Genomic DNA, 19,190 nt, shown 5'->3' with positions numbered 1-19,190 from the left:
CCTGCCAATTCGCAAGCGCGCGCGCGGTGTCGATGTCGTACGCGAGCCGGTTGGCCATCTCCGGACGTACCTCCTCCCCTTCACCGTCCCGCGCCCCGCCGCTTTTTCGTGCCGGCGCACACCGCCCGTGTGTGGGGCTTCGCACACTCCCCCGCCGCAGGTCAACGCCAGGTTGACGGGTGTTCGCGGGCCGTGGTGGACTGCCGGAGCCAATACGGCGGCAGGAGAGGAAGCCCGGTGCGAATCCGGCGCGGTCCCGCCACTGTGACCGGGGTACAGCCCCCGGGAGCCAGGAACTCTCACCGCCGGTCTCTTCCAGCCAGGGCGCGGACACCCTGAGTGAGGACATAACGCCATGCGCGGCTGCCGTTCCAGGTACAGCGGTTCCGGACACACCGCTTCTGGACACTCTGCTTCCGGACACACCGGTTCCGGGTACACCAGCGACACGCTCTCCCGCCCCGCGGCCGGTTGAGCCGTGCGCGCCGAACGCGTCTTCGCGTACGGCGCCGCCGCCGGCCTTCTCGGTGACCTCCTCCTCGGCGACCCGCGCCGCGGACACCCGGTCGCCGCGTTCGGCCGTGCCGCCGGCGCCGTGGAACGGGTGCTGTGGCGGGACCACCGGGGCTGGGGCACGGTGCACACCCTGGTGTGCGCCGGTGGCGCCGCCGCCCTCGGCACCGCCGCCGCGCACGCCGTACGCCGCTCCCCCGCCGCCTCCGTCGCGCTGACCGGCGCGGCCACCTGGGCCGTCGTGGGCGGCACCTCGCTCGCCCGCGAGGCCGGCGCCATCGGCCGTGCCCTGGAGGCCGGCGACGTCGAGGCGGCTCGCGCCCGGCTGCCGCACCTGTGCGGACGGGACCCGCAGGCGCTGGACGCCGACGGGATCGCCCGGGCCGTCGTGGAGTCCGTCGCCGAGAACACCTCGGACGCGGTGGTGGGCGCCCTGGTGTGGGGCGCCGTGGGCGGGGTGCCCGGACTGCTCGGCTTCCGGGCCGTGAACACCCTGGACGCCATGGTCGGCCACAAGTCCGCCAGGTACCGGCGGTACGGCTGGGCCTCGGCCCGCCTCGACGACCTCGCGGGCTGGCCGGGCGCCCGTCTGACCGCCGTACTGACCACCGTGGCCGGCGGCGATCCGCGCGGCGCCGTACGGGCCTGGCGCGCCGACGCCGCTCGGCACCCGAGCCCCAACGCCGGGCCCGTGGAGGCCTCGTTCGCGGGCGCCCTGGGCGTGCGGCTGGGCGGAACGCTCTCCTACGGCGGGCGGGTGGAGCACCGGCCCGTCCTCAACGGGGCCACCGGGCGCGCCGTCCGGGCCGGCTCCGGCGACATCGACCGGGCCGTCCGGCTCTCCCGGCGCGTGGGCTGGCTGGCGCTCGGCGTGTGCGCGGGCGCGCGGCTGCTCGCGCGCGGGGTCACCAGGACCCGCGGGGTCACCAGGAAGGGACGTACGTCATGAACGGTGGCCTGCTCGTCGCCGGCACCACCTCCGACGCCGGCAAGAGCGTCGTCACCGCCGGGATCTGTCGCTGGCTGGTGCGGCAGGGCGTCAAGGTCGCGCCCTTCAAGGCGCAGAACATGTCCCTCAATTCGTTCGTGACGCGCGAGGGCGCCGAGATCGGGCGGGCGCAGGCCATGCAGGCCCAGGCGTGCCGCGTGGAGCCGACCGCACTGATGAACCCGGTGCTGCTCAAGCCGGGCGGCGAGCGCAGCAGCCAGGTCGTACTGCTCGGCAAGCCGGTCGGCGAGATGAGCGCCCGCGGCTACCACGGCGGGCGGCAGCAGCAGTTGCTCGGCACGGTACTCGACTGTCTGGCCGAGCTGCGGGGCACGTATGACGCGGTGATCTGTGAGGGGGCGGGCAGTCCGGCCGAGATCAACCTGCGCCGGACGGACATCGTGAACATGGGGATCGCCCGGGGCGCCGGGCTGCCCGTGGTGGTGGTGGGCGACATCGACCGGGGCGGCGTCTTCGCCTCGTTCTTCGGGACGGTGGCGCTGCTCGCGCCCGAGGACCAGGCGCTGGTCGCCGGGTTCCTCGTCAACAAGTTCCGGGGTGACGTGTCGCTGCTGGAACCGGGTCTTGAGATGCTGCACGGCCTCACCGGACGGCACACGTACGGCGTGCTGCCCTTCCGGCACGGGCTCGGCATCGACGAGGAGGACGGGCTGCGCGTCTCCCTGCGCGGGACGGTGCGCGAGTCGGTCGTCGCGCCGCCGGTCGGCGAGGACGTGCTGCGGGTCGCCGTCTGCGCGATTCCGCTGATGTCCAACTTCACGGACGTGGACGCGCTCGCCGCCGAACCCGGTGTCGTGGTGCGGTTCGTGGACCGTCCGGAGGAGCTGGCCGACGCCGACCTCGTCATCGTGCCGGGGACGCGGGGGACGGTCCGGGCGCTTCAGTGGCTGCGGGAGCGGGGGCTCGCGGACGCCATCGCGCGCAGAGTGGCCGAACAGCGGCCCGTGCTGGGCATCTGCGGCGGTTTCCAGCTGCTCGGCGAGCACATCGAGGACCAGGTCGAGTCCCGCGCCGGGCACGTGGACGGGCTCGGACTGCTGCCCGTGCGGGTGCGGTTCGCCCACGAGAAGACCCTCACCCGGCCGGTCGGCGAGGCCCTCGGGGAGCACGTCGAGGGGTACGAGATCCACCACGGGGTCGCCGAAGTCGTAGGAGGCACCCCCTTCCTGGACGGCTGCCGGGTCGGACAGACCTGGGGCACGCACTGGCACGGCTCGCTGGAGTCGGACGGCTTCCGGCGGGCGTTCCTGCGCGAGGTGGCCGCCGCAGCGGGCCGCCGCTTCGTGCCGGCCCCCGACACCTCGTTCGCCGCGCTGCGCGAGGAGCAGCTCGACCGGCTCGGCGACCTGATCGAACAGCACGCGGACACGGACGCGCTGTGGCGGCTCATCGAGTCCGGCGCGCCACGAGGTCTGCCCTTCATTCCACCGGGAGCGCCCGCATGAGCACAGTGTTGTTGTTGTCGACCGCCGACACGGACCTCCTGGCGGCCCGAGCGTCGGAGGCCGCCTACCGGATCGGCAACCCGACCCGGGTCGACGTGACGGAGGAGCTGCCGGGGCTCGTCGAGGGCGCGGACATCGCCGTCGTACGCCTGCTGGGCGGCAAGCGCGCCTGGGAGGACGGGCTCGCCGCGCTGAAGGCCGCCGGTGTCCCGACCGTCCTGCTGGGCGGCGAGAGCGTGCCGGACGCCGAACTGATGGCCGAGTCCTCGGTGCCGGCCGGGGTGGTGGCGGAGGCGCTGCGCTACCTCGTCGAGGGCGGGCCCGCCAACCTCACCCAGCTCGCCCGGTTCCTCTCCGACACCGTGCTGCTGACCGGCGAGGGCTTCGACGAGCCGGAGAAGATGCCGGAGTTCGGCGTCCACGGCTCCCGGGCCACCGCGCAGGGCCGCCCGACGGTCGGCGTGCTCTTCTACCGCGCCCACCAGCTGAGCGGCAACACCGCCTTCGTCGACACGCTGTGCGACGCGATCGAGGCGCACGGCGCCAACGCCCTGCCCGTGTACTGCGGTTCGCTGCGCGGCGCGGACCCCGGGCTGTTCGAGCTGCTGGGCCGGGCCGACGCCCTGGTCGCCACGGTCCTCGCGGCCGGCGGCACGTACGCCTCGCAGGCCTCGGCCGGCGGCGACGAGGAGGCCTGGGACATCGGCGCGCTGGCCGACCTGAACGTCCCGGTGCTGCAAGGCCTCTGCCTCACCTCCTCTCGCGCCGCCTGGGAGGCGTCCGACGCCGCCCTCTCCCCCATGGACGCGGCGATGCAGGTTGCGATCCCGGAGTTCGACGGGCGCCTGGTCACGGTGCCGTTCTCCTTCAAGGAGCAGGGGCCGGACGACGTACCGGTGTACGTCGCCGACCCCGAGCGGGCCGGGCGGGTCGCCGGGATCGCCGTACGGCACGCGGTGCTGAAGCACAAGGCGAACGCCGACAAGAAGCTGGCGCTGGTCTTCACCGCGTACCCGACCAAGCACTCCCGCGTCGGCAACGCGGTGGGGCTGGACACCCCGGCCTCGGCGGTGCGGGTGCTGGACGCGCTGCGGGACGCCGGGTACTCGCTGACCGAGTACCCGTCCGGCGGCGACGAGTTGATCCACCGGCTCATCGAGGCCGGCGGTCACGACGTCGAGTGGCTGACGGAGGACCAGTTGGCGGCGGCGCCCGCGCGGGTGCCGCTGGCCGACTACCGGGCGTGGTTCGAGAAGCTGGACCCGGAGCTGCGGGAGGCCATGCGGGAGGCGTGGGGGGAGCCGCCGGGTTCGCTGTACGTCGACGGGGACGACATCGTGCTCGCGTCGCTCCAGTTCGGAAACGTCGTCGTGATGATCCAGCCGCCGCGCGGCTTCGGCGAGAACCCGATCGCGATCTACCACGACCCGGACATGCCGCCGTCGCACCACTACATGGCGGCGTACCGCTGGCTGGACAACAGTTTCGGCGCCGACGCGATCGTGCACATGGGCAAGCACGGCACGATGGAGTGGCTGCCGGGCAAGGGCCTCGGGCTGAGCGGGGGCTGCGCGCCGGACGCGGTGCTGGGCGACCTGCCGCTGATCTACCCGTTCATCGTCAACGACCCCGGCGAGGGCACGCAGGCCAAGCGGCGCGGGCACGCGACGGTGGTCGACCACCTCGTCCCGCCGATGGCGCGCGCCGACACGTACGGCGACCTGGCCAAGCTGGAGCAGCTGCTCGACGAGTACGCGCTCGTCTCCGACCTGGACCCGGTGAAGGCGCCGGCGGTCCGCGCGCAGATCTGGACCCTGGTCAAGGCGGCCGAGCTCCATCACGACCTGCACGTGGACGATCAGCCGGACGACGACGCGTTCGACGAGTTCGTCATGCACATCGACGGCTATCTGTGCGAGATCAAGGACGTGCAGATCCGCGACGGCCTGCACATCCTGGGCGGCGGCCCGGTCGGCGAGCCGCGCGTGAACCTCGTGCTGGCGGTGCTGCGCGCCTCGCAGGTGTGGGGCGGGCAGGCGAACGCGCTGCCGGGTCTGCGGGCCGCGCTGGCCGGGCATTTCGGGCTGGTGGAGAAGGAGCTGCTGGCCGAGCCGGGCGCACCGGTGAAGGTGCCGGTGGAGCTGACGGACCTGGTGGAGGGGCCTTCCCGCAGCGCCGCCGACGCGGTCGACCTGCTGGAGCAGCTGTGCCGGCGGTTCGCGGAGGGGATGGAGTCCCGGGCGTGGGACACCGCGGCCGTACCGGCCCTGGTGCGCGAGGTGCTGGGCGGCGCCGAACTCCCCGACGCGGTGGCCGTGCTGGAGTTCGCCTGCACCGAGGTCGTGCCGCGGCTGGCCCGGACGACGGACGAGATCGGGCACATCCTGCGGGCCCTGGACGGCGGTTACGTCCCGGCGGGCCCGTCGGGCTCCCCGACCCGCGGGCTGGTCAACGTGCTGCCGACCGGCCGGAACTTCTACTCCGTCGACCCGAAGGCGATCCCGTCCCGGCTGAGCTGGGAGGTCGGCCAGTCCCTCGCGGACTCGCTGATCCAGCGCTATCTGAGCGACACCGGCGAGTACCCGAAGTCCGTCGGCCTCACGGTGTGGGGCACGTCCGCGATGCGCACCCAGGGCGACGACATCGCCGAGATCCTGGCGCTGCTGGGCTGCCGTCCGGTGTGGGACGACGCGTCGAGGCGGGTGACGGGCTTCGAGGTGGTGCCGGTGGCGGAACTGGGCCGACCGCGCGTCGACGTCACGGTGCGCATCTCGGGCTTCTTCCGCGACGCGTTCCCGCACGTCGTGGGGCTGATCGACGACGCGGTGCGGGCGGTGGCGGAGCTGGACGAGCCCGCCGACCAGAACTACGTGCGCGCCCACGCCGACGCGGACACCGCCGAGCACGGCGACCGGCGCCGGGCGACCGCACGCATCTTCGGCTCCAAGCCGGGCGCGTACGGCGCCGGTCTGCTGCCGTTGATCGACGCCCGCAACTGGCGCTCCGACGCGGACCTCGCCGAGGTGTACGCGGTGTGGGGCGGCTACGCCTACGGGCGCGGGCTCGACGGGCGGGCGGCGCGCGGGGACATGGAGACGGCGTTCCGGCGGATCGCGGTGGCGGCGAAGAACGTCGACACCCGCGAGCACGACCTCGTCGACGCGGACGACTACTTCCAGTACCACGGCGGCATGGTCGCCATGGTGCGGCACCTGACGGGGACCTCCCCGGAGGCGTACGTCGGTGACTCGGCCACCCCCGACCAGGTGAGGACCCGGACGCTGGGCGAGGAGACGCACCGGGTCTTCCGCGCCCGCGTGGTCAACCCGCGCTGGATGGCGGCGATGCGGCGGCACGGCTACAAGGGCGCCTTCGAGATGGCGGCCACCGTGGACTACCTCTTCGGGTACGACGCCACGGCCGGGGTCGTGGACGACTGGATGTACGAGAAGCTCAGCGCCGAGTACGTCTTCGACCCGGAGAACCGGGACTTCATGAAGAAGTCCAACCCGTGGGCGCTGCGCGGCATCACCGAGCGGCTGCTGGAGGCCGCCGACCGCGGCCTGTGGGCCGAACCGGACGCGGAGACGCTGGAGCGGCTGCGCGCCACCTACCTGGAGCTCGAGGGCGACTTGGAGGGCGACGAGAAGTGAGTACCCCGTTCCCGTTCACGGCCGTGGTCGGCCAGGACGACCTGCGGCTCGCGCTGCTGCTGAACGCCGTCTCCCCGGCCGTCGGCGGCGTGCTGGTGCGCGGCGAGAAGGGCACCGCCAAGTCCACGGCCGTGCGCGCGCTGTCGGCGCTGATGCCGGAGGTGGACGTCGTCTCCGGGTGCCGGTTCTCCTGCGACCCGGACGCGCCCGACCCCGGCTGCCCGGACGGCCCGCACGAGCCGGGGGCGTTCGCGTCCCGCCCGGCGCGCATGGTGGAGCTCCCCGTCGGCGCCTCCGAGGACCGGCTGGTCGGCGCACTCGACATCGAGCGGGCGCTCGCGGAGGGCGTGAAGGCCTTCGAGCCGGGCCTGCTGGCCGACGCGCACCGCGGGATCCTGTACGTCGACGAGGTCAACCTGCTCCACGACCACCTGGTCGACCTGCTGCTGGACGCTGCCGCGATGGGCGCCTCGTACGTCGAGCGCGAGGGCGTGTCGGTGCGGCACGCCTCGAAGTTCCTGCTGGTGGGGACCATGAACCCCGAGGAGGGCGAGCTGCGGCCGCAGCTGCTCGACCGGTTCGGGCTGACCGTCGAGGTCGCGGCCTCGCGCGAGCCCGACCAGCGGGTGGAGGTCGTGCGGCGCCGGCTCGCCCACGACGACGACCCGGCCGGCTTCGCCGTGCGCTGGGCCGACGAGGAGGCCGCCGTACGGGCGCGGATCGTGGCGGCGCGGGAGTTGCTGCCGTCGGTGCGGCTCGGCGACGGGGCGCTGCGTCAGATCGCGGCGACCTGTGCCGCCTTCGAGGTGGACGGCATGCGGGCCGACATCGTGATGGCCCGGACGGCGACCGCGCTGGCGGCCTGGGCCGGGCGGACCGACGTACTGGCGGAGGACGTGCGGCAGGCCGCTCTGCTGGCCCTCCCCCACCGGCGGCGGCGCAATCCGTTCGACGCGCCGGGTCTTGACGAGGACAAGCTCGACGAGACGCTGGAGGAGTTCGGCGGGCAGGACGGTGGCGGGGGCGACGGGGGCGGTGACGGGGACGACGACCCCGATCCGGGGCCTGGCGGTCCCGGTGGGCAGCCGGAGCCCGAGGACGCCCCGCAGGGTGACGGTGACGCCGCCGCGCGCCCCGAGGCCGGGGAGGGCGGGGAGCCGCAGCCTTCCGGTGGTGCCGGTGAGCAGTCGCCCGCACGGGCCGCCGAGCCGTTCCGTACGAAGGTGCTGAGCGTGCCAGGACTCGGCGAGGGGGCCGCCGGGCGGCGTTCACGGGCGCGGACCGAGCACGGGCGGACCACCGGGGCCCGCCGGCCCGAGGGGGCGCTGACCAAGCTGCACCTGGCGGCGACGGTGCGGGCGGCGGCGCCGCACCAGCGGGCGCGGGGCCGTTCGGGGCGCGGCCTGGTGGTACGCCGGGACGACCTGCGGCAGGCGACGCGCGAGGGGCGTGAGGGCAACCTCGTGCTGTTCGTCGTGGACGCCTCCGGGTCGATGGCGGCCCGGCAGCGGATGAGCGCCGTGAAGGGCGCCGTGCTGTCGCTGCTGCTCGACGCCTACCAGCGACGGGACAAGGTCGGGCTGGTGACCTTCCGGGGCTCGGCCGCCGATGTCGCGCTGCCGCCGACCTCGTCGGTGGACGCGGCGGCGGTCCGGCTGGAGTCGCTGCCGACGGGCGGGCGTACGCCGCTGGCCGCCGGGCTGCTGCGCGCCCACGAGGTGCTGCGGGTGGAACGGCTGCGGGACCCCGCGCGGCGCGCGCTGGTCGTGGTGGTGACGGACGGACGGGCCACCGGTGGGCCGGAGCCGGTGGCGTTGGGAGCGCGTGCGGCGCGGCTGTTCGCGGCCGACGGGGTCGCCTCCGTGGTCGTGGACTGCGAGTCGGGGCCGGTGCGGCTCGGGCTGGCCGGGCAGCTCGCCGGTGAGCTGGGCGGCACGGCGGTGACGCTGGACGAGCTGCGGGCCGACTCGATCGCCGGTCTGGTGAAGGACGTTCAGGGCAACAGGAGGGCCGCGTAGTGCCGCAGGGGAAGCCGTCGGTAGTACCCGACGACGGGCTGACGACTCGCCAGCGAAGGAACCGTCCGCTGGTCGTCGTGCACACGGGCGTGGGGAAGGGCAAGTCGACCGCCGCCTTCGGGCTGGCGCTGCGGGCCTGGAACCAGGGGTGGCCGATCGGGGTGTTCCAGTTCGTCAAGTCGGCGAAGTGGAAGGTCGGCGAGGAGAACGCGCTGCGGGTGCTGGGCGCCAGCGGTGAGGGCGGGTCCGTCGACTGGCACAAGATGGGCGAGGGCTGGTCCTGGGTCCAGCGCGACGCGCAGATGGACAACGAGGAGAAGGCCCGCGAGGGCTGGGAGCAGGTCAAGCGGGACCTCGCCGCCGAGACGTACAAGCTGTATGTCCTGGACGAGTTCGCCTACCCGATGCACTGGGGATGGGTCGACACCGACGAGGTCGTGTCCGTGCTGCGGGAGCGGCCCGGTACCCAGCATGTCGTGATCACCGGGCGGAACGCGCCCGAGAAGCTGGTGGAGTGCGCCGACCTCGTCACCGACATGTCCAAGGTCAAGCACCCGATGGACGCGGGGCAGAAGGGGCAGAGGGGCATCGAGTGGTGACCTCGCTCCCGGCCGGCTCCGTGCCCCGGCTGGTCGTTGCCGCGCCCTCTTCGGGCAGCGGCAAGACCACCGTCGCCACGGGGCTGATGGCCGCGCTCGCCGCGCGCGGGCTCGCCGTGTCGCCGCACAAGGTCGGGCCCGACTACATCGACCCCGGGTACCACGCGCTCGCCACCGGGCGGGTGGGGCGGAACCTGGACGCGTACCTGTGCGGGGCGGAGCTGGTGGCTCCGCTGTTCCTGCACGGGGCGCGCGGCTGCGATCTCGCGGTCGTCGAGGGTGTGATGGGGCTGTACGACGGTGCCGCCGGGGAGGGTGAGCTGGCGTCCACCGCGCACGTCGCCAAGTTGCTGCGGGCGCCCGTCGTGCTGGTCGTGGACGCGTCCTCGCAGTCGCGGTCGGTGGCGGCGCTGGTGCACGGGTTCGTGTCCTGGGACCCCCAGGTGCGGGTCGGGGGCGTGATCCTCAACAAGGTCGGGTCGGATCGGCACGAGGCGCTGCTGCGGGAGGCGTTGGACTCCGTCGGGGTGCCGGTGCTCGGGGTGTTGCGGCGGGCCGCGCGGGTGGAGACGCCGTCGCGGCATCTGGGGCTGGTGCCGGTTGCCGAGCGGGGCGCGCAGGCGGTGGAGGCGGTTGCGGCGATGGCCGCGCAGGTCTCCGACGGGTGTGATCTGGAGGCGTTGGTCGGGTTGGCGCGGGCTGCCGGGCCGTTGCCAGGGGGCTCCGCCCCCTGGACCCCCGGGCCTTTGCCCACCCACCGCCCGACTCGGTCGGACAGGAAGTCGCCGCCGCGCGTCGCCGTCGCCGGTGGGGCCGCGTTCACGTTCTCCTACGCCGAGCACTCCGAGCTGCTCGCCGCCGCCGGGGCGGAGGTCGTCACCTTCGATCCCCTGCGGGACGAGGGACTCCCCGACGGAACCGCCGGCTTGGTCGTGGGGGGCGGGTTCCCCGAGGTGTACGCCTCCGAGTTGTCCGCCAACGAGCCGCTGCGCAAGGCCGTCGCCGAGCTGGCGCTGAGCGGTGCTCCCGTCGCCGCCGAGTGTGCGGGGCTGCTCTACCTCTGCCGGGAGCTGGACGGGATGCCGATGTGCGGGGTGCTGGACGCGTCCGCGCGGATGTCGGAGCGGCTGACGCTGGGTTACCGGGACGCCGTGGCCGTCGCCGACAGTGCGCTGGCCGTCGCGGGGACGCGGATGCGGGGGCACGAGTTCCACCGGACCGTGGTGGAGCCGGGGGCCGGGGCCGCGCCGGCGTGGGGGATGCGGGCGCCCGAGCGGCGCGTCGAGGGATTTGTGGAGCGCGGTGTGCACGCGAGCTATCTGCACACGCACTGGGCGTCCGAGCCCGGTGTCGCCCGTCGGTTCGTGGAGAGGTGCCGGACGTCATGAGCAGCAGGCTGGTCGGGGTCGGAGTCGGGCCCGGGGACCCGGAGCTGGTGACCGTCAAGGGGGTCAACGCGCTGCGGGCCGCCGAGGTCGTCGTCGTGCCCGTGATGGACACTGGGGAGCGGGGACGGGCGGAAGCCACCGTGCTGCACTACGTGGGCGCCGAGAAGGTCGTACGGGTCGTGTTCGCGCTGAACGAGCGCACCGACCGGGCTCGGCGCGAGGCCGCCTGGGACGCGGCCGGGGAGCGGGTCGCCGCGCTGCTCAGGGAGCACGGCAGCGTCGCCTTCGCCACCATCGGCGACCCCAACGTGTACTCGACCTTCACCTATCTCGCGCAGACCGTCGGCGAGCTGGTGCCGGGCACCGTCGTGGAGACCGTGCCGGGGATCACCGCCATGCAGGACCTCGCGGCCCGGTCGGGTGCCGTGCTGACGGAGGGCACCGAGCCGTTGACGCTGGTGCCGGTGACCGCGGGCGCGGGCGTGCTCAAGGACGCGTTGAACGGGCCCGGCACGGTCGTCGCCTACAAGTTCGGTCGGCAGGCCGCCGAGGTCGCCGAGGCGCTGCGGGAGACCGGGCGGCTGGACGACGCCGTGTGGGGGTCGGCGCTGGGGCTGCCTGAGGAGTCCGTACGGGCGGCTGCCGAGCTGGACGGCGCCCCGCTGCCCTATCTCTCGACGCTCATCGCGCCCGCGCGGCGCGAAGGCGGGCGGGGCGGCAAATTGTGAACCGGGGTTCGTCACTCCGCCACACCCACCACCAGCCAGATGAACGCCGCGCCGGCCACCGTGCACAGCAGGGTCGAGCGGGCGGGGTGCTCATGATGGGCCTCGGGGAGGATCTCGGCGGCGGCGAGGTAGAGCAGTACGCCGCCGAACAGGCCGAGATACGCGCCGAGTACGCCCTCCGGGATCGAGAAGAGGAGGGTGGAGGCGGCACCGGCCACGGGCGCCACGGCGTCGGCGAACAGCATCGCGATCGCGCGGCGGCGGGCGTTCCCGTACAGGCTGGTGAGCGTGTAGGTGTTGAAGCCGTCCGCGAAGTCGTGGGCGATCACGGCCATCGCGACCGCCGCGCCCATGCCGCCGCCGACCTGGAAGGCCGCGCCGATCGCCACGCCGTCCATCGCGCTGTGCCCGACCATGGCGGCGGCGGCCGTCAGGCCCACCTGGGGCGAACGCTGTCCGTGCTCGTCGGCGCCGTGCGCGGCGCGGCGGGCGGCCAGCAGGCGTTCCACCAGGTGCGCGAGCAGGAATCCGGCGACGAAGAGCAGCAGTGCCTCGGGCACGCCGAACACCTCGTCGCCCGCCGCCTGAAGCGCCTCCGGCAGCAGGTCGAGGCCGACCACGCCCAGCATCAGGCCGCCGGCCAGGCCCAGGACCAGGTGGCGCCGGTCGGTCACGCGCTGTGCCGTCCAGCCGCCGGCCAGCGTCATCAGGAACGCGCCGAGCGCGACGAAGACCGCCATGGGCCCTTGCTATCCGATCAGAGCGCGTATCCGTGCGCACGACAGCGACAACCGCAGTAAATATGCGAAATATGCGCAGGAAAGGACTCCATCCCATGGCTTCCGTTGCTCCCGAGGCTTCCGTCGCCGATGTTTCCGTGGCCGACGTATCCCCCGGCAAGGTGACCTTCGTCGGTGCCGGTCCCGGCGCCGCCGACCTGCTGACGTTCCGCGCCGCGCGTGCCATCGCCGAGGCCGATGTCGTGATCTGGGCGGCGAGCCTGGTCCAGGCGGAGGTCCTCCAGCACGCGCGCGAGGACGCGGAGGTCCTGGACTCGGCGACGATGTCGCTGGAGGACGTCGTCGCCGTCTACCGGCGGGCACGGGAGGAGGGGCTGCGGGTGGCCCGCATCCACTCCGGCGACCCGGCCCTGTGGGGCGGTACGCAGGAGCAGGTCGACCGGTGCGCGGAGATCGGCATCGCGACGGAGATCGTGCCCGGTGTCTCCGCCTTCTCCGCGGTCGCCGCGCTCGCGCGGCGGGAGCTGACCATCCCGGAGGTCGCGCAGTCCGTCGTCCTCACCCGACTCGGCGGCGGCAAGACGCCGATGCCGCCCGGGGAGGAGGTCCGCGAGTTCGCCAAGCACGGCACCACCATGGCGATCTTCCTGTCCGCGGCCCGCAGCGGCCAGCTGGTGCGGGAGCTGCTGGAGGGCGGCTACCCGACCGAGACCCCGGTGGTCGTCGCCTACCAGGCCACCTGGCCGGAGGAGCTGGTCGTGCGGTGCACGATCGGCACGCTGGAGGAGACGGTCAAGGAGCACAAGCTCTGGAAGCACACCCTCTTCCTGGTCGGCCCGGCCCTCGACGCGCACGGCACCCGCTCGCACCTGTACCACCCGGGGCACTTCCACGGTTACCGGAAGGCGGACCCCGAGGCTCGCAGGGAGCTGCGCACGCGGGGTGCGAGCACGTGATCACGGTGGTGGGCATGGGGGCCGGGACGCCGCCTCCCGAGGACGTCGCCGCCGACGCCGAGCTGGTCGTCGGCGGACGGCGCCACCTGGACGCCGTACGGCTGCCGGAGGGGGCCGAGCGGGTCGTCCTCGGGGCGTTGGCACCCGCTCTCGACACGGTCGCGGAGTACGTCGCGAAGGGGCGGCGGGTGGTCGTGCTGGCCTCCGGGGACCCGGGGTTCTTCGGGATCGTGCGGGCGCTGGCCGAGCGGTTCGGGCCGGAGCGGCTCGACGTCCGGCCCGGTGTCTCCTCCGTCGCCGCCGCCTTCGCGCGGGTCGGGCTGCCGTGGGACGACGCCGTGGTGGCCAGTGCGCACGGGCGGGAACTGCGGACTGCGGTGAACGTGTGCCGGGCGCACCCCAAGGTCGCCGTGCTGACCGGCCCCGGGGCCGGCCCGGCGGAGCTGGGTGCCGCGCTGCGGGCCGACCCTCGGGTCCTCGTCGTCGCCTCCGCGCTGGGTTCCGCCGAGGAGCGCGTGGAGCGGGTGATGCCCGCCGAGGCCGCCGCCCGTGACTGGGGGGCGGCGGTGAGCGTCGTGCTGTGCCTGGACGAGACGCGGGCGCTGGGGCCGGTGCGCTCCGTGGCCGGGCCGCGGTGGCCGGGGTCCGGCGGATGGGCCCTGGACGAGACGGAGTTCGCCCACCGCGACTCGATGATCACCAAGTTCGAGGTGCGGGCGCTGGCGCTGGCCCGGCTCGGGCCCCGGCCCGGGGACCTGGTCTGGGACGTCGGCGCGGGCTCCGGGTCCGTGGCCGTGGAGTGCGCGCGGCTGGGCGCCGCCGTCACCGCCGTCGAGAAGACGCCGGACGGGGTGGAGCGGGTGCGCGCCAACGCCGCCGCGCACGGCGTGGACGTACGCGTGGTGCACGGGGCGGCGCCCACGGTGCTGTCCGATCTGGACGATCCGGACGCCGTGTTCGTCGGGGGCGGCGGGCGCGAGCTGCCGTCGATCGTCGCGGCGTGCGCGCGGCGGGCGCGGCGGGCCGTGGTCGTCGCCATGGCCGCGCTGGACCGGGTGCCGGCGGCCCGCCGGGCGATGCTCGACGCCGGGCTGGAGTGCGACGGGGTGCTGCTGCAGTCGTCCCGGCTCGCGCCGCTGCCGGGGGACGTGACCCGGCTCGCGGCCACCAATCCCGTCTTCCTGCTGTGGGGCGCGAGGCCGCACAGCCGTACCGAAGGAGTTGCCCCTTGATCGGCCTCATTTCCGCCACCGCGGCGGGAGCGGCCGCGCGCGACCGGCTGGCCGCGGCGTGGCCGGACCGCACGCGCGTGTACGAGGGTCCCGTCGCGGACGCCGTACGGGCCGCGTTCGCCGAGTGCGAGCAGCTCGTGTGCTTCCTGGCCACGGGGGCCGTGGTCCGGCTCGTGGCGCCGTTGCTGGACGACAAGCGGACCGACCCCGGTGTGGTGTGCGTCGACGAGGGCGGGCGGTTCGCCGTGTCCCTGGTCGGCGGCCACGGGGGCGGCGCCAACGAACTCGCCCGCGCGGTCGGCGAGGTGCTGGATGCCGAGCCGGTGGTGACGACCGCGACGGACGCCGTCGGGCTGGCCGGCCTGGACACGCTCGGGCTGCCCGTGGAGGGCGATGTCGCCGGGGTCTCGCGGGCTCTTCTGGACGGCGAGCGGGTGGCGCTGCGGGCGGAGGTGGCCTGGCCGCTGCCGCCGCTGCCGGTCGCCGAGGACGGGGCGTACACGGTCCGGCTGACGGACCGTCTGGTGGAGCCGGCCGAGCGCGAGGTCGTGCTGCGCCCGCCGTCCCTGGTCGTCGGCGTCGGCGCCTCCAAGGGGGCGCCGGTCGAGGAGGTGCTCGGGCTGGTCGAGGTGGCGCTGCGGGACGCCGGACTGTCCGCCGCGTCGGTCGCCGAACTGGCCACCGTGGATGCCAAGGCGCAGGAGCCCGGGATCGTCGGGGCGGCCGAGCGGCTCGGTGTGCCCCTGGTGACGTACTCCGCCGGGCAGCTGGCGGGCGTCGAGGTGCCCAACCCCTCCGACGCCCCGCTCGCGGCCGTGGGCACGCCGTCCGTCGCGGAGGCGGCGGCGCTCGTGCGCGGCGGCGAACTCCTCGTGCCCAAGCGCAAGTCGGCGGCGCGTCCGGCGATGGCGACCTGTGCGGTCGTACGGCGGCCGGGGCGCGGGCGGCTCGCGGTGGTCGGGCTCGGGCCGGGCGCCCGGGACCTGGTGACACCGCGCGCGCAGGCGGAGCTGCGGCGGGCCTCGGTGCTGGTCGGGCTCGACCAGTACGTCGACCAGATCCGCGACCTGCTGCGGCCCGGCACCCGGGTCCTGGAGTCGGGGCTCGGCGCCGAGGAGGAGCGGGCCCGGACCGCGGTCGAACAGGCCCGGCGCGGGCACGCCGTCGCGCTGATCGGCAGCGGGGACGCCGGGGTGTACGCCATGGCCTCGCCCGCGCTGGCGGAGGCGTCCGACGACATCGACGTGGTCGGGGTGCCGGGCGTGACGGCGGCACTGGCGGCCGGTGCGATCCTGGGCGCGCCGCTCGGCCACGACCACGTGTCGATCAGCCTGTCCGACCTGCACACGCCGTGGGAGGTCATCGAACGGCGGGTGCGGGCTGCGGCCGAGGCGGACATCGTCGTGACGTTCTACAACCCACGCAGCCGGGGCCGGGACTGGCAGCTGCCCAAGGCGCTGGCGATCCTCGCGGAGCACCGGGAGCCGGCGACTCCGGTCGGGGTCGTGCGCAACGCGTCGCGCGCCGACGAGTCCAGCCGCCTGACCACGCTCGCCGCCCTCGACCCGGCGACGGTCGACATGATGACCGTCGTGACGGTGGGCAACACCGCGACCCGTCGGATCGCCGGGCGCATGGTGACGCCGCGCGGCTACCGCTGGCAGGGGACGTCGTCCCAGGAGGAGCCGAAGTGAGCCGTGTCGTGCACCCCATCGAGCAGGAGTCCTTCCGGCGGCTGCGCGCCCGGCTGGACACCTCGCACTTCCCGCCGCTGACCCGGGCGGTCGTGGAGCGGGTCATCCACTCCGCCGCCGACCTGGAGTACGCGTCCGACCTCGTCATGGACGAGGGCGAGCTGGCGAAGGCGCATGCCGCGCTGCACGCCGGGGCGCCGGTCGTCGTGGACGTGGAGATGGTCGCGGCGGGGATCACCCGGCGGGAGACCGTGTGCCGGCTGAGGGACGCCGTCGCGGGTCCCGGGCTGACGCGTTCCGCGCACGCGATGCGGCTGGCGTACGAGCGGGTCGGGCCCGGTGCGCTCTGGGTGATCGGCTGTGCGCCGACCGCGCTGGAGGAGCTGCTCACCCTCGACGCCTCGCCCGCGCTCGTCGTCGGGCTGCCCGTCGGCTTCGTCGGGGCGGCCGAGTCCAAGGCCGCGCTGCGGGAGAGCGGACTGCCCGCCGTGAGCAACGTGTCCGAGAAGGGCGGGTCTGCGGTCGCCGCGGCCGCGCTGAACGCCCTGCTGTACCACCCCCTTTCGTCCGAGGAACCCGAGGAGAAACTGTGACGACCCCGCCCGCCCTGCTCATCGCCGGACACGGCACCCGGGACGAGGCCGGAGCCGAGGCGTTCCGCGACTTCGTGCGCGAGCTGGGCCGCCGCCACCCCGAACTGCCCGTCGCGGGCGGCTTCATCGAGCTGTCCCCCCCACCGCTGGGCGAGGCGGTCGCCGAGCTGGTCGAGCGCGGTGTGCGCCGCTTCGCCGCGGTGCCGCTGATGCTGGTGTCCGCCGGGCACGCCAAGGGCGACATCCCGGCGGCGCTGTCCCGCGAGAAGGAGCGGCACCCCGGCATCTCGTACACGTACGGGCGTCCGCTGGGCCCGCACCCGGCGCTGCTGCGGGTGCTGGAGCGGCGGCTCGCGGAGGCGGTCGACCCGTCCTGGGACCCCGCCGAGGTGACCGTGCTGCTGGTCGGGCGCGGCTCGACGGACCCGGACGCCAACGCCGAGGTGTTCAAGGCGGCGCGGCTGCTGTGGGAGGGGCGCGGGTACGCGGCCGTGGAGACGGCGTTCGTGTCGCTGGCGAAGCCGGACGTGCCGGGCGGCCTGGACCGGTGTGTGCGGCTGGGGGCGCGGCGGGTCGTGGTCCTGCCGTACTTCCTGTTCACCGGCATCCTCCCGGACCGGGTCCGGCACCAGACCGAGGAGTGGGCCGGGGCGCACCCGGAGACGGAGGTCCGGTCGGCCGACGTGATCGGGCCGGAGCCGGAGCTGCTCGACCTGGTGTGGGAGCGCTACGAGGAGGCGGTGCAGGGCGATCTGCGGATGAACTGCGACTCGTGCGTGTACCGGATCGCGCTGCCGGGGTTCGAGGACAAGGTGGGACTGCCGCAGCAGCCGCACTTCCACCCCGACGACGACGGCCATCACCACCACGGGCACCATCACGGGCATGGACACGCACACTCCCATGCGCACTGAGGCCGCCGGTCCTGATCTGCGGCACCACGGGGACGCCGAGGTCCGCGACGACGGCTCGGCCCTGGTGGACCTCGCGGTGAACGTCCGCGCGGACACGCCCCCGGCCTGGCTGCGCGAGCATGTCGCCGCCTCGCTCGGCTCCCTCGCGGCCTACCCGGACGGGCGGGCCGCGCGGGCGGCGGTGGCGGCGCGGCACGGGCTGCCGGTGGCGCGGGTGCTGCTGACGGCGGGCGCGGCGGAGGCGTTCGTGCTGCTGGCGCGGGCGCTGAAGGTGCGCCGGCCGGTCGTGGTGCACCCCCAGTTCACGGAGCCGGAGGCGGCGCTGCGGGACGCGGGGCACACGGTCGACCGGGTGCTGCTGCGGGAGGCGGACGGCTTCCGGCTGGACCCGGCGGCCGTCCCCGAGGACGCCGACCTGGTGGTGATCGGCAACCCGACGAACCCGACGTCGGTACTGCACCCGGCGGCCGCGATCACGGAACTGGCCCGTCCCGGGCGGACGCTGGTCGTGGACGAGGCCTTCATGGACGCGGTGCCGGGTGAGCGGGAGGCGCTGGCCGGGCGTACGGACGTGCCCGGGCTGGTGGTCCTGCGCAGCCTCACCAAGACGTGGGGGCTGGCCGGGCTGCGCATCGGCTACGTCCTGGCGGCCCCGGAGACGATCACCGACCTGGAGCGCGCCCAGCCGCTGTGGCCCGTGTCCACGCCCGCGCTGGCGGCGGCCGAGGCGTGCGTGGCCCCTCGGGCTCTGGCGGAGGCCGCCCACGCCGCCCACCGCGTCGCCGCGGACCGGGGCCATCTCGTCGCCGGGCTGGCGGAGTTCACCGACGCCGGGGTACGGATCGTCGCCCCCGCCGAGGGCCCCTTCGTCCTCGTCCGCCTCCCGAGCGCCGCCGCGGTGCGCCACCGGCTGCGCGATCTCGGGTACGCGGTACGGCGCGGGGACACGTTCCCGGGTCTGGGCGGAGAGTGGCTGCGCCTGGCGGTACGCGACCGGACGACGACGGACGGCTTCCTACGGGCGCTGCGGCGGGCGGTGACGGCCCCGGCCTGAGGCGACCTGCCCTGCCCCGGGGTACCGCTCGGCGGGCCGCCACGTCCGACGCGGGACCGGCGGGGCGGGGACGGCCGGCTGCCGAGGACGGAGACGGCCGAGACCCTCGGGGACGGGGACGGGGACGGGGACGGGGACGGCCGGACCGTTGGGGGGGGGACGGTGACGGGATCCACACAGGTCCGGTTCGGCTCGGCGCGTCCGCGCGGCCCCGGGCCCGCCCGACCCCCGTACGTCCCGGGCAGGACCCCTGCCCCCGCTCGCCCGTGCAGTGGGCAGCCGCGCCCCGAGGGGGACGGGAGCCGCGTGACCAGGGCACTCCCGAACCACCGGGCACCCCCGACAGCCCCGGCACGCCCCGCGGGCCCTTGCCCGCTCGGCTCCGGCCCCGCTCGGCTCCGGCCCCGCTCGGCTCCGGCTCCGCTCGACTCAGCCCCGCTCGGCTCGGATGCCACTCGGCTCCGGCCCCGCTCGACTCAGCCCCGCTCGGCTCGGATGCCACTCGGCTCCGGCCCCGCTCGCGCGAGCCCTCCCCCGCCCAACCCACGCCGGCCCGCCCGCTGTCCTCAGCCGCGCCTACAGCGAGCCGGAAGGCACCGGACCGGGCCGCTCCCGCAGCCCCCGGCGCCCCCGGCCCCCCGGCCGCGCCCCTGC

14 protein-coding genes and 1 riboswitch are annotated in these 19,190 nt (G+C 74.9%); of the genes, 13 read left to right on the top strand and 1 reads right to left on the bottom strand.

Features of this window, described 5'->3' with window-relative positions; genetic code table 11:
* Window positions 1–178: 178 nt before the first annotated feature.
* A riboswitch (cobalamin riboswitch) is annotated at window positions 179–320 on the top strand.
* Between the two features lie 158 nt (window positions 321–478).
* Genes ACFCZF_RS20005 through cobI form a run of 7 tightly spaced genes read left to right on the top strand, consistent with a single transcriptional unit; the run spans window position 479 to window position 11,353 of the window.
* Window positions 479–1,462: a cobalamin biosynthesis protein gene (locus ACFCZF_RS20005; protein ID WP_376672775.1), complete on the top strand. Its 984-nt coding sequence runs from the start codon at window positions 479–481 to the stop codon at window positions 1,460–1,462.
* The gene (locus ACFCZF_RS20000) at window positions 1,459–2,967 is read left to right on the top strand and encodes a cobyric acid synthase (protein ID WP_376672774.1); all 1,509 of its coding nucleotides are present in this window, start codon (window positions 1,459–1,461) and stop codon (window positions 2,965–2,967) included. The genes ACFCZF_RS20005 and ACFCZF_RS20000 overlap by 4 nt, the downstream gene beginning before the upstream one ends.
* A complete protein-coding gene (gene cobN, locus ACFCZF_RS19995; RefSeq protein ID WP_376672773.1) occupies window positions 2,964–6,620 on the top strand; it encodes a cobaltochelatase subunit CobN in 3,657 nt (1,218 codons plus the stop codon). The genes ACFCZF_RS20000 and cobN overlap by 4 nt, the downstream gene beginning before the upstream one ends.
* Window positions 6,617–8,638, top strand: coding sequence for a putative cobaltochelatase (locus tag ACFCZF_RS19990; RefSeq protein WP_376672772.1), 2,022 nt, complete (start codon window positions 6,617–6,619; stop codon window positions 8,636–8,638). The genes cobN and ACFCZF_RS19990 overlap by 4 nt, the downstream gene beginning before the upstream one ends.
* Entirely contained in the window at window positions 8,638–9,237 is a 600-nt protein-coding gene (gene cobO / locus ACFCZF_RS19985) for a cob(I)yrinic acid a,c-diamide adenosyltransferase (RefSeq protein ID WP_375920343.1), read from the top strand. The genes ACFCZF_RS19990 and cobO overlap by 1 nt, the downstream gene beginning before the upstream one ends.
* Entirely contained in the window at window positions 9,234–10,625 is a 1,392-nt protein-coding gene (locus ACFCZF_RS19980; protein WP_376672771.1) for a cobyrinate a,c-diamide synthase, read from the top strand. The genes cobO and ACFCZF_RS19980 overlap by 4 nt, the downstream gene beginning before the upstream one ends.
* Window positions 10,622–11,353, top strand: coding sequence for a precorrin-2 C(20)-methyltransferase (gene cobI, locus ACFCZF_RS19975; RefSeq protein ID WP_375920349.1), 732 nt, complete (start codon window positions 10,622–10,624; stop codon window positions 11,351–11,353). Before ACFCZF_RS19980 ends, cobI begins: the two co-directional genes overlap by 4 nt.
* Before the next feature lie 11 nt (window positions 11,354–11,364).
* Here cobI and ACFCZF_RS19970 read toward each other — a convergent pair whose 3' ends face one another.
* Window positions 11,365–12,093, bottom strand: coding sequence for a ZIP family metal transporter (locus ACFCZF_RS19970; RefSeq protein ID WP_375920352.1), 729 nt, complete (start codon window positions 12,091–12,093; stop codon window positions 11,365–11,367).
* A gap of 95 nt (window positions 12,094–12,188) precedes the next feature.
* On the opposite strand from ACFCZF_RS19970, the gene cobM reads away from it, so the two are divergent.
* Genes cobM through cobC form a run of 6 tightly spaced genes read left to right on the top strand, consistent with a single transcriptional unit; the run spans window position 12,189 to window position 18,536 of the window.
* Window positions 12,189–13,049, top strand: a complete 861-nt coding sequence (cobM, locus tag ACFCZF_RS19965; protein ID WP_361737835.1) for a precorrin-4 C(11)-methyltransferase — start codon at window positions 12,189–12,191, stop codon at window positions 13,047–13,049.
* Entirely contained in the window at window positions 13,046–14,281 is a 1,236-nt protein-coding gene (gene cbiE / locus ACFCZF_RS19960) for a precorrin-6y C5,15-methyltransferase (decarboxylating) subunit CbiE (RefSeq protein WP_376672770.1), read from the top strand. The genes cobM and cbiE overlap by 4 nt, the downstream gene beginning before the upstream one ends.
* On the top strand, window positions 14,278–15,975 hold the full coding sequence (gene cobJ, locus ACFCZF_RS19955; protein WP_376672769.1) for a precorrin-3B C(17)-methyltransferase: 1,698 nt from the start codon (window positions 14,278–14,280) through the stop codon (window positions 15,973–15,975). Before cbiE ends, cobJ begins: the two co-directional genes overlap by 4 nt.
* Window positions 15,972–16,568 (top strand): precorrin-8X methylmutase, encoded by a 597-nt coding sequence (locus ACFCZF_RS19950; RefSeq protein WP_376672768.1) that lies wholly within the window; start codon window positions 15,972–15,974, stop codon window positions 16,566–16,568. The genes cobJ and ACFCZF_RS19950 overlap by 4 nt, the downstream gene beginning before the upstream one ends.
* Window positions 16,565–17,482 carry a sirohydrochlorin chelatase gene (locus tag ACFCZF_RS19945; RefSeq protein ID WP_376672767.1) on the top strand — a complete coding sequence of 306 codons (918 nt, stop codon included), beginning with the start codon at window positions 16,565–16,567 and terminating at the stop codon, window positions 17,480–17,482. The genes ACFCZF_RS19950 and ACFCZF_RS19945 overlap by 4 nt, the downstream gene beginning before the upstream one ends.
* Complete coding sequence (gene cobC / locus ACFCZF_RS19940) at window positions 17,454–18,536, top strand: Rv2231c family pyridoxal phosphate-dependent protein CobC (protein WP_376672766.1); 1,083 nt, start codon at window positions 17,454–17,456, stop codon at window positions 18,534–18,536. The genes ACFCZF_RS19945 and cobC overlap by 29 nt, the downstream gene beginning before the upstream one ends.
* Window positions 18,537–19,190: the final 654 nt, after the last annotated feature.

The sequence above is a fragment of the Streptomyces sp. NPDC056296 genome (genome assembly GCF_042268605.1).
Lineage (GTDB): Bacteria > Actinomycetota > Actinomycetes > Streptomycetales > Streptomycetaceae > Streptomyces.
Note: the sequence above shows the minus strand (reverse complement) of the source record. Positions and strands in the feature narration are given on the sequence as shown.

Excerpts from the sequence above, each read along its gene's own strand:
- cobN (WP_376672773.1), top strand. The coding sequence starts at position 2,964 with ATGAGCACAGTGTTGTTGTTGTCGACCGCCGACACGGACCTCCTGGCG.
- cobM (WP_361737835.1), top strand. The coding sequence starts at position 12,189 with ATGGCTTCCGTTGCTCCCGAGGCTTCCGTCGCCGATGTTTCCGTGGCC.
- ACFCZF_RS20000 (WP_376672774.1), top strand. The coding sequence starts at position 1,459 with ATGAACGGTGGCCTGCTCGTCGCCGGCACCACCTCCGACGCCGGCAAG.
- cobI (WP_375920349.1), top strand. The coding sequence starts at position 10,622 with ATGAGCAGCAGGCTGGTCGGGGTCGGAGTCGGGCCCGGGGACCCGGAG.
- cobC (WP_376672766.1), top strand. The coding sequence starts at position 17,454 with ATGGACACGCACACTCCCATGCGCACTGAGGCCGCCGGTCCTGATCTG.
- ACFCZF_RS19970 (WP_375920352.1), bottom strand. The coding sequence starts at position 12,093 with ATGGCGGTCTTCGTCGCGCTCGGCGCGTTCCTGATGACGCTGGCCGGC.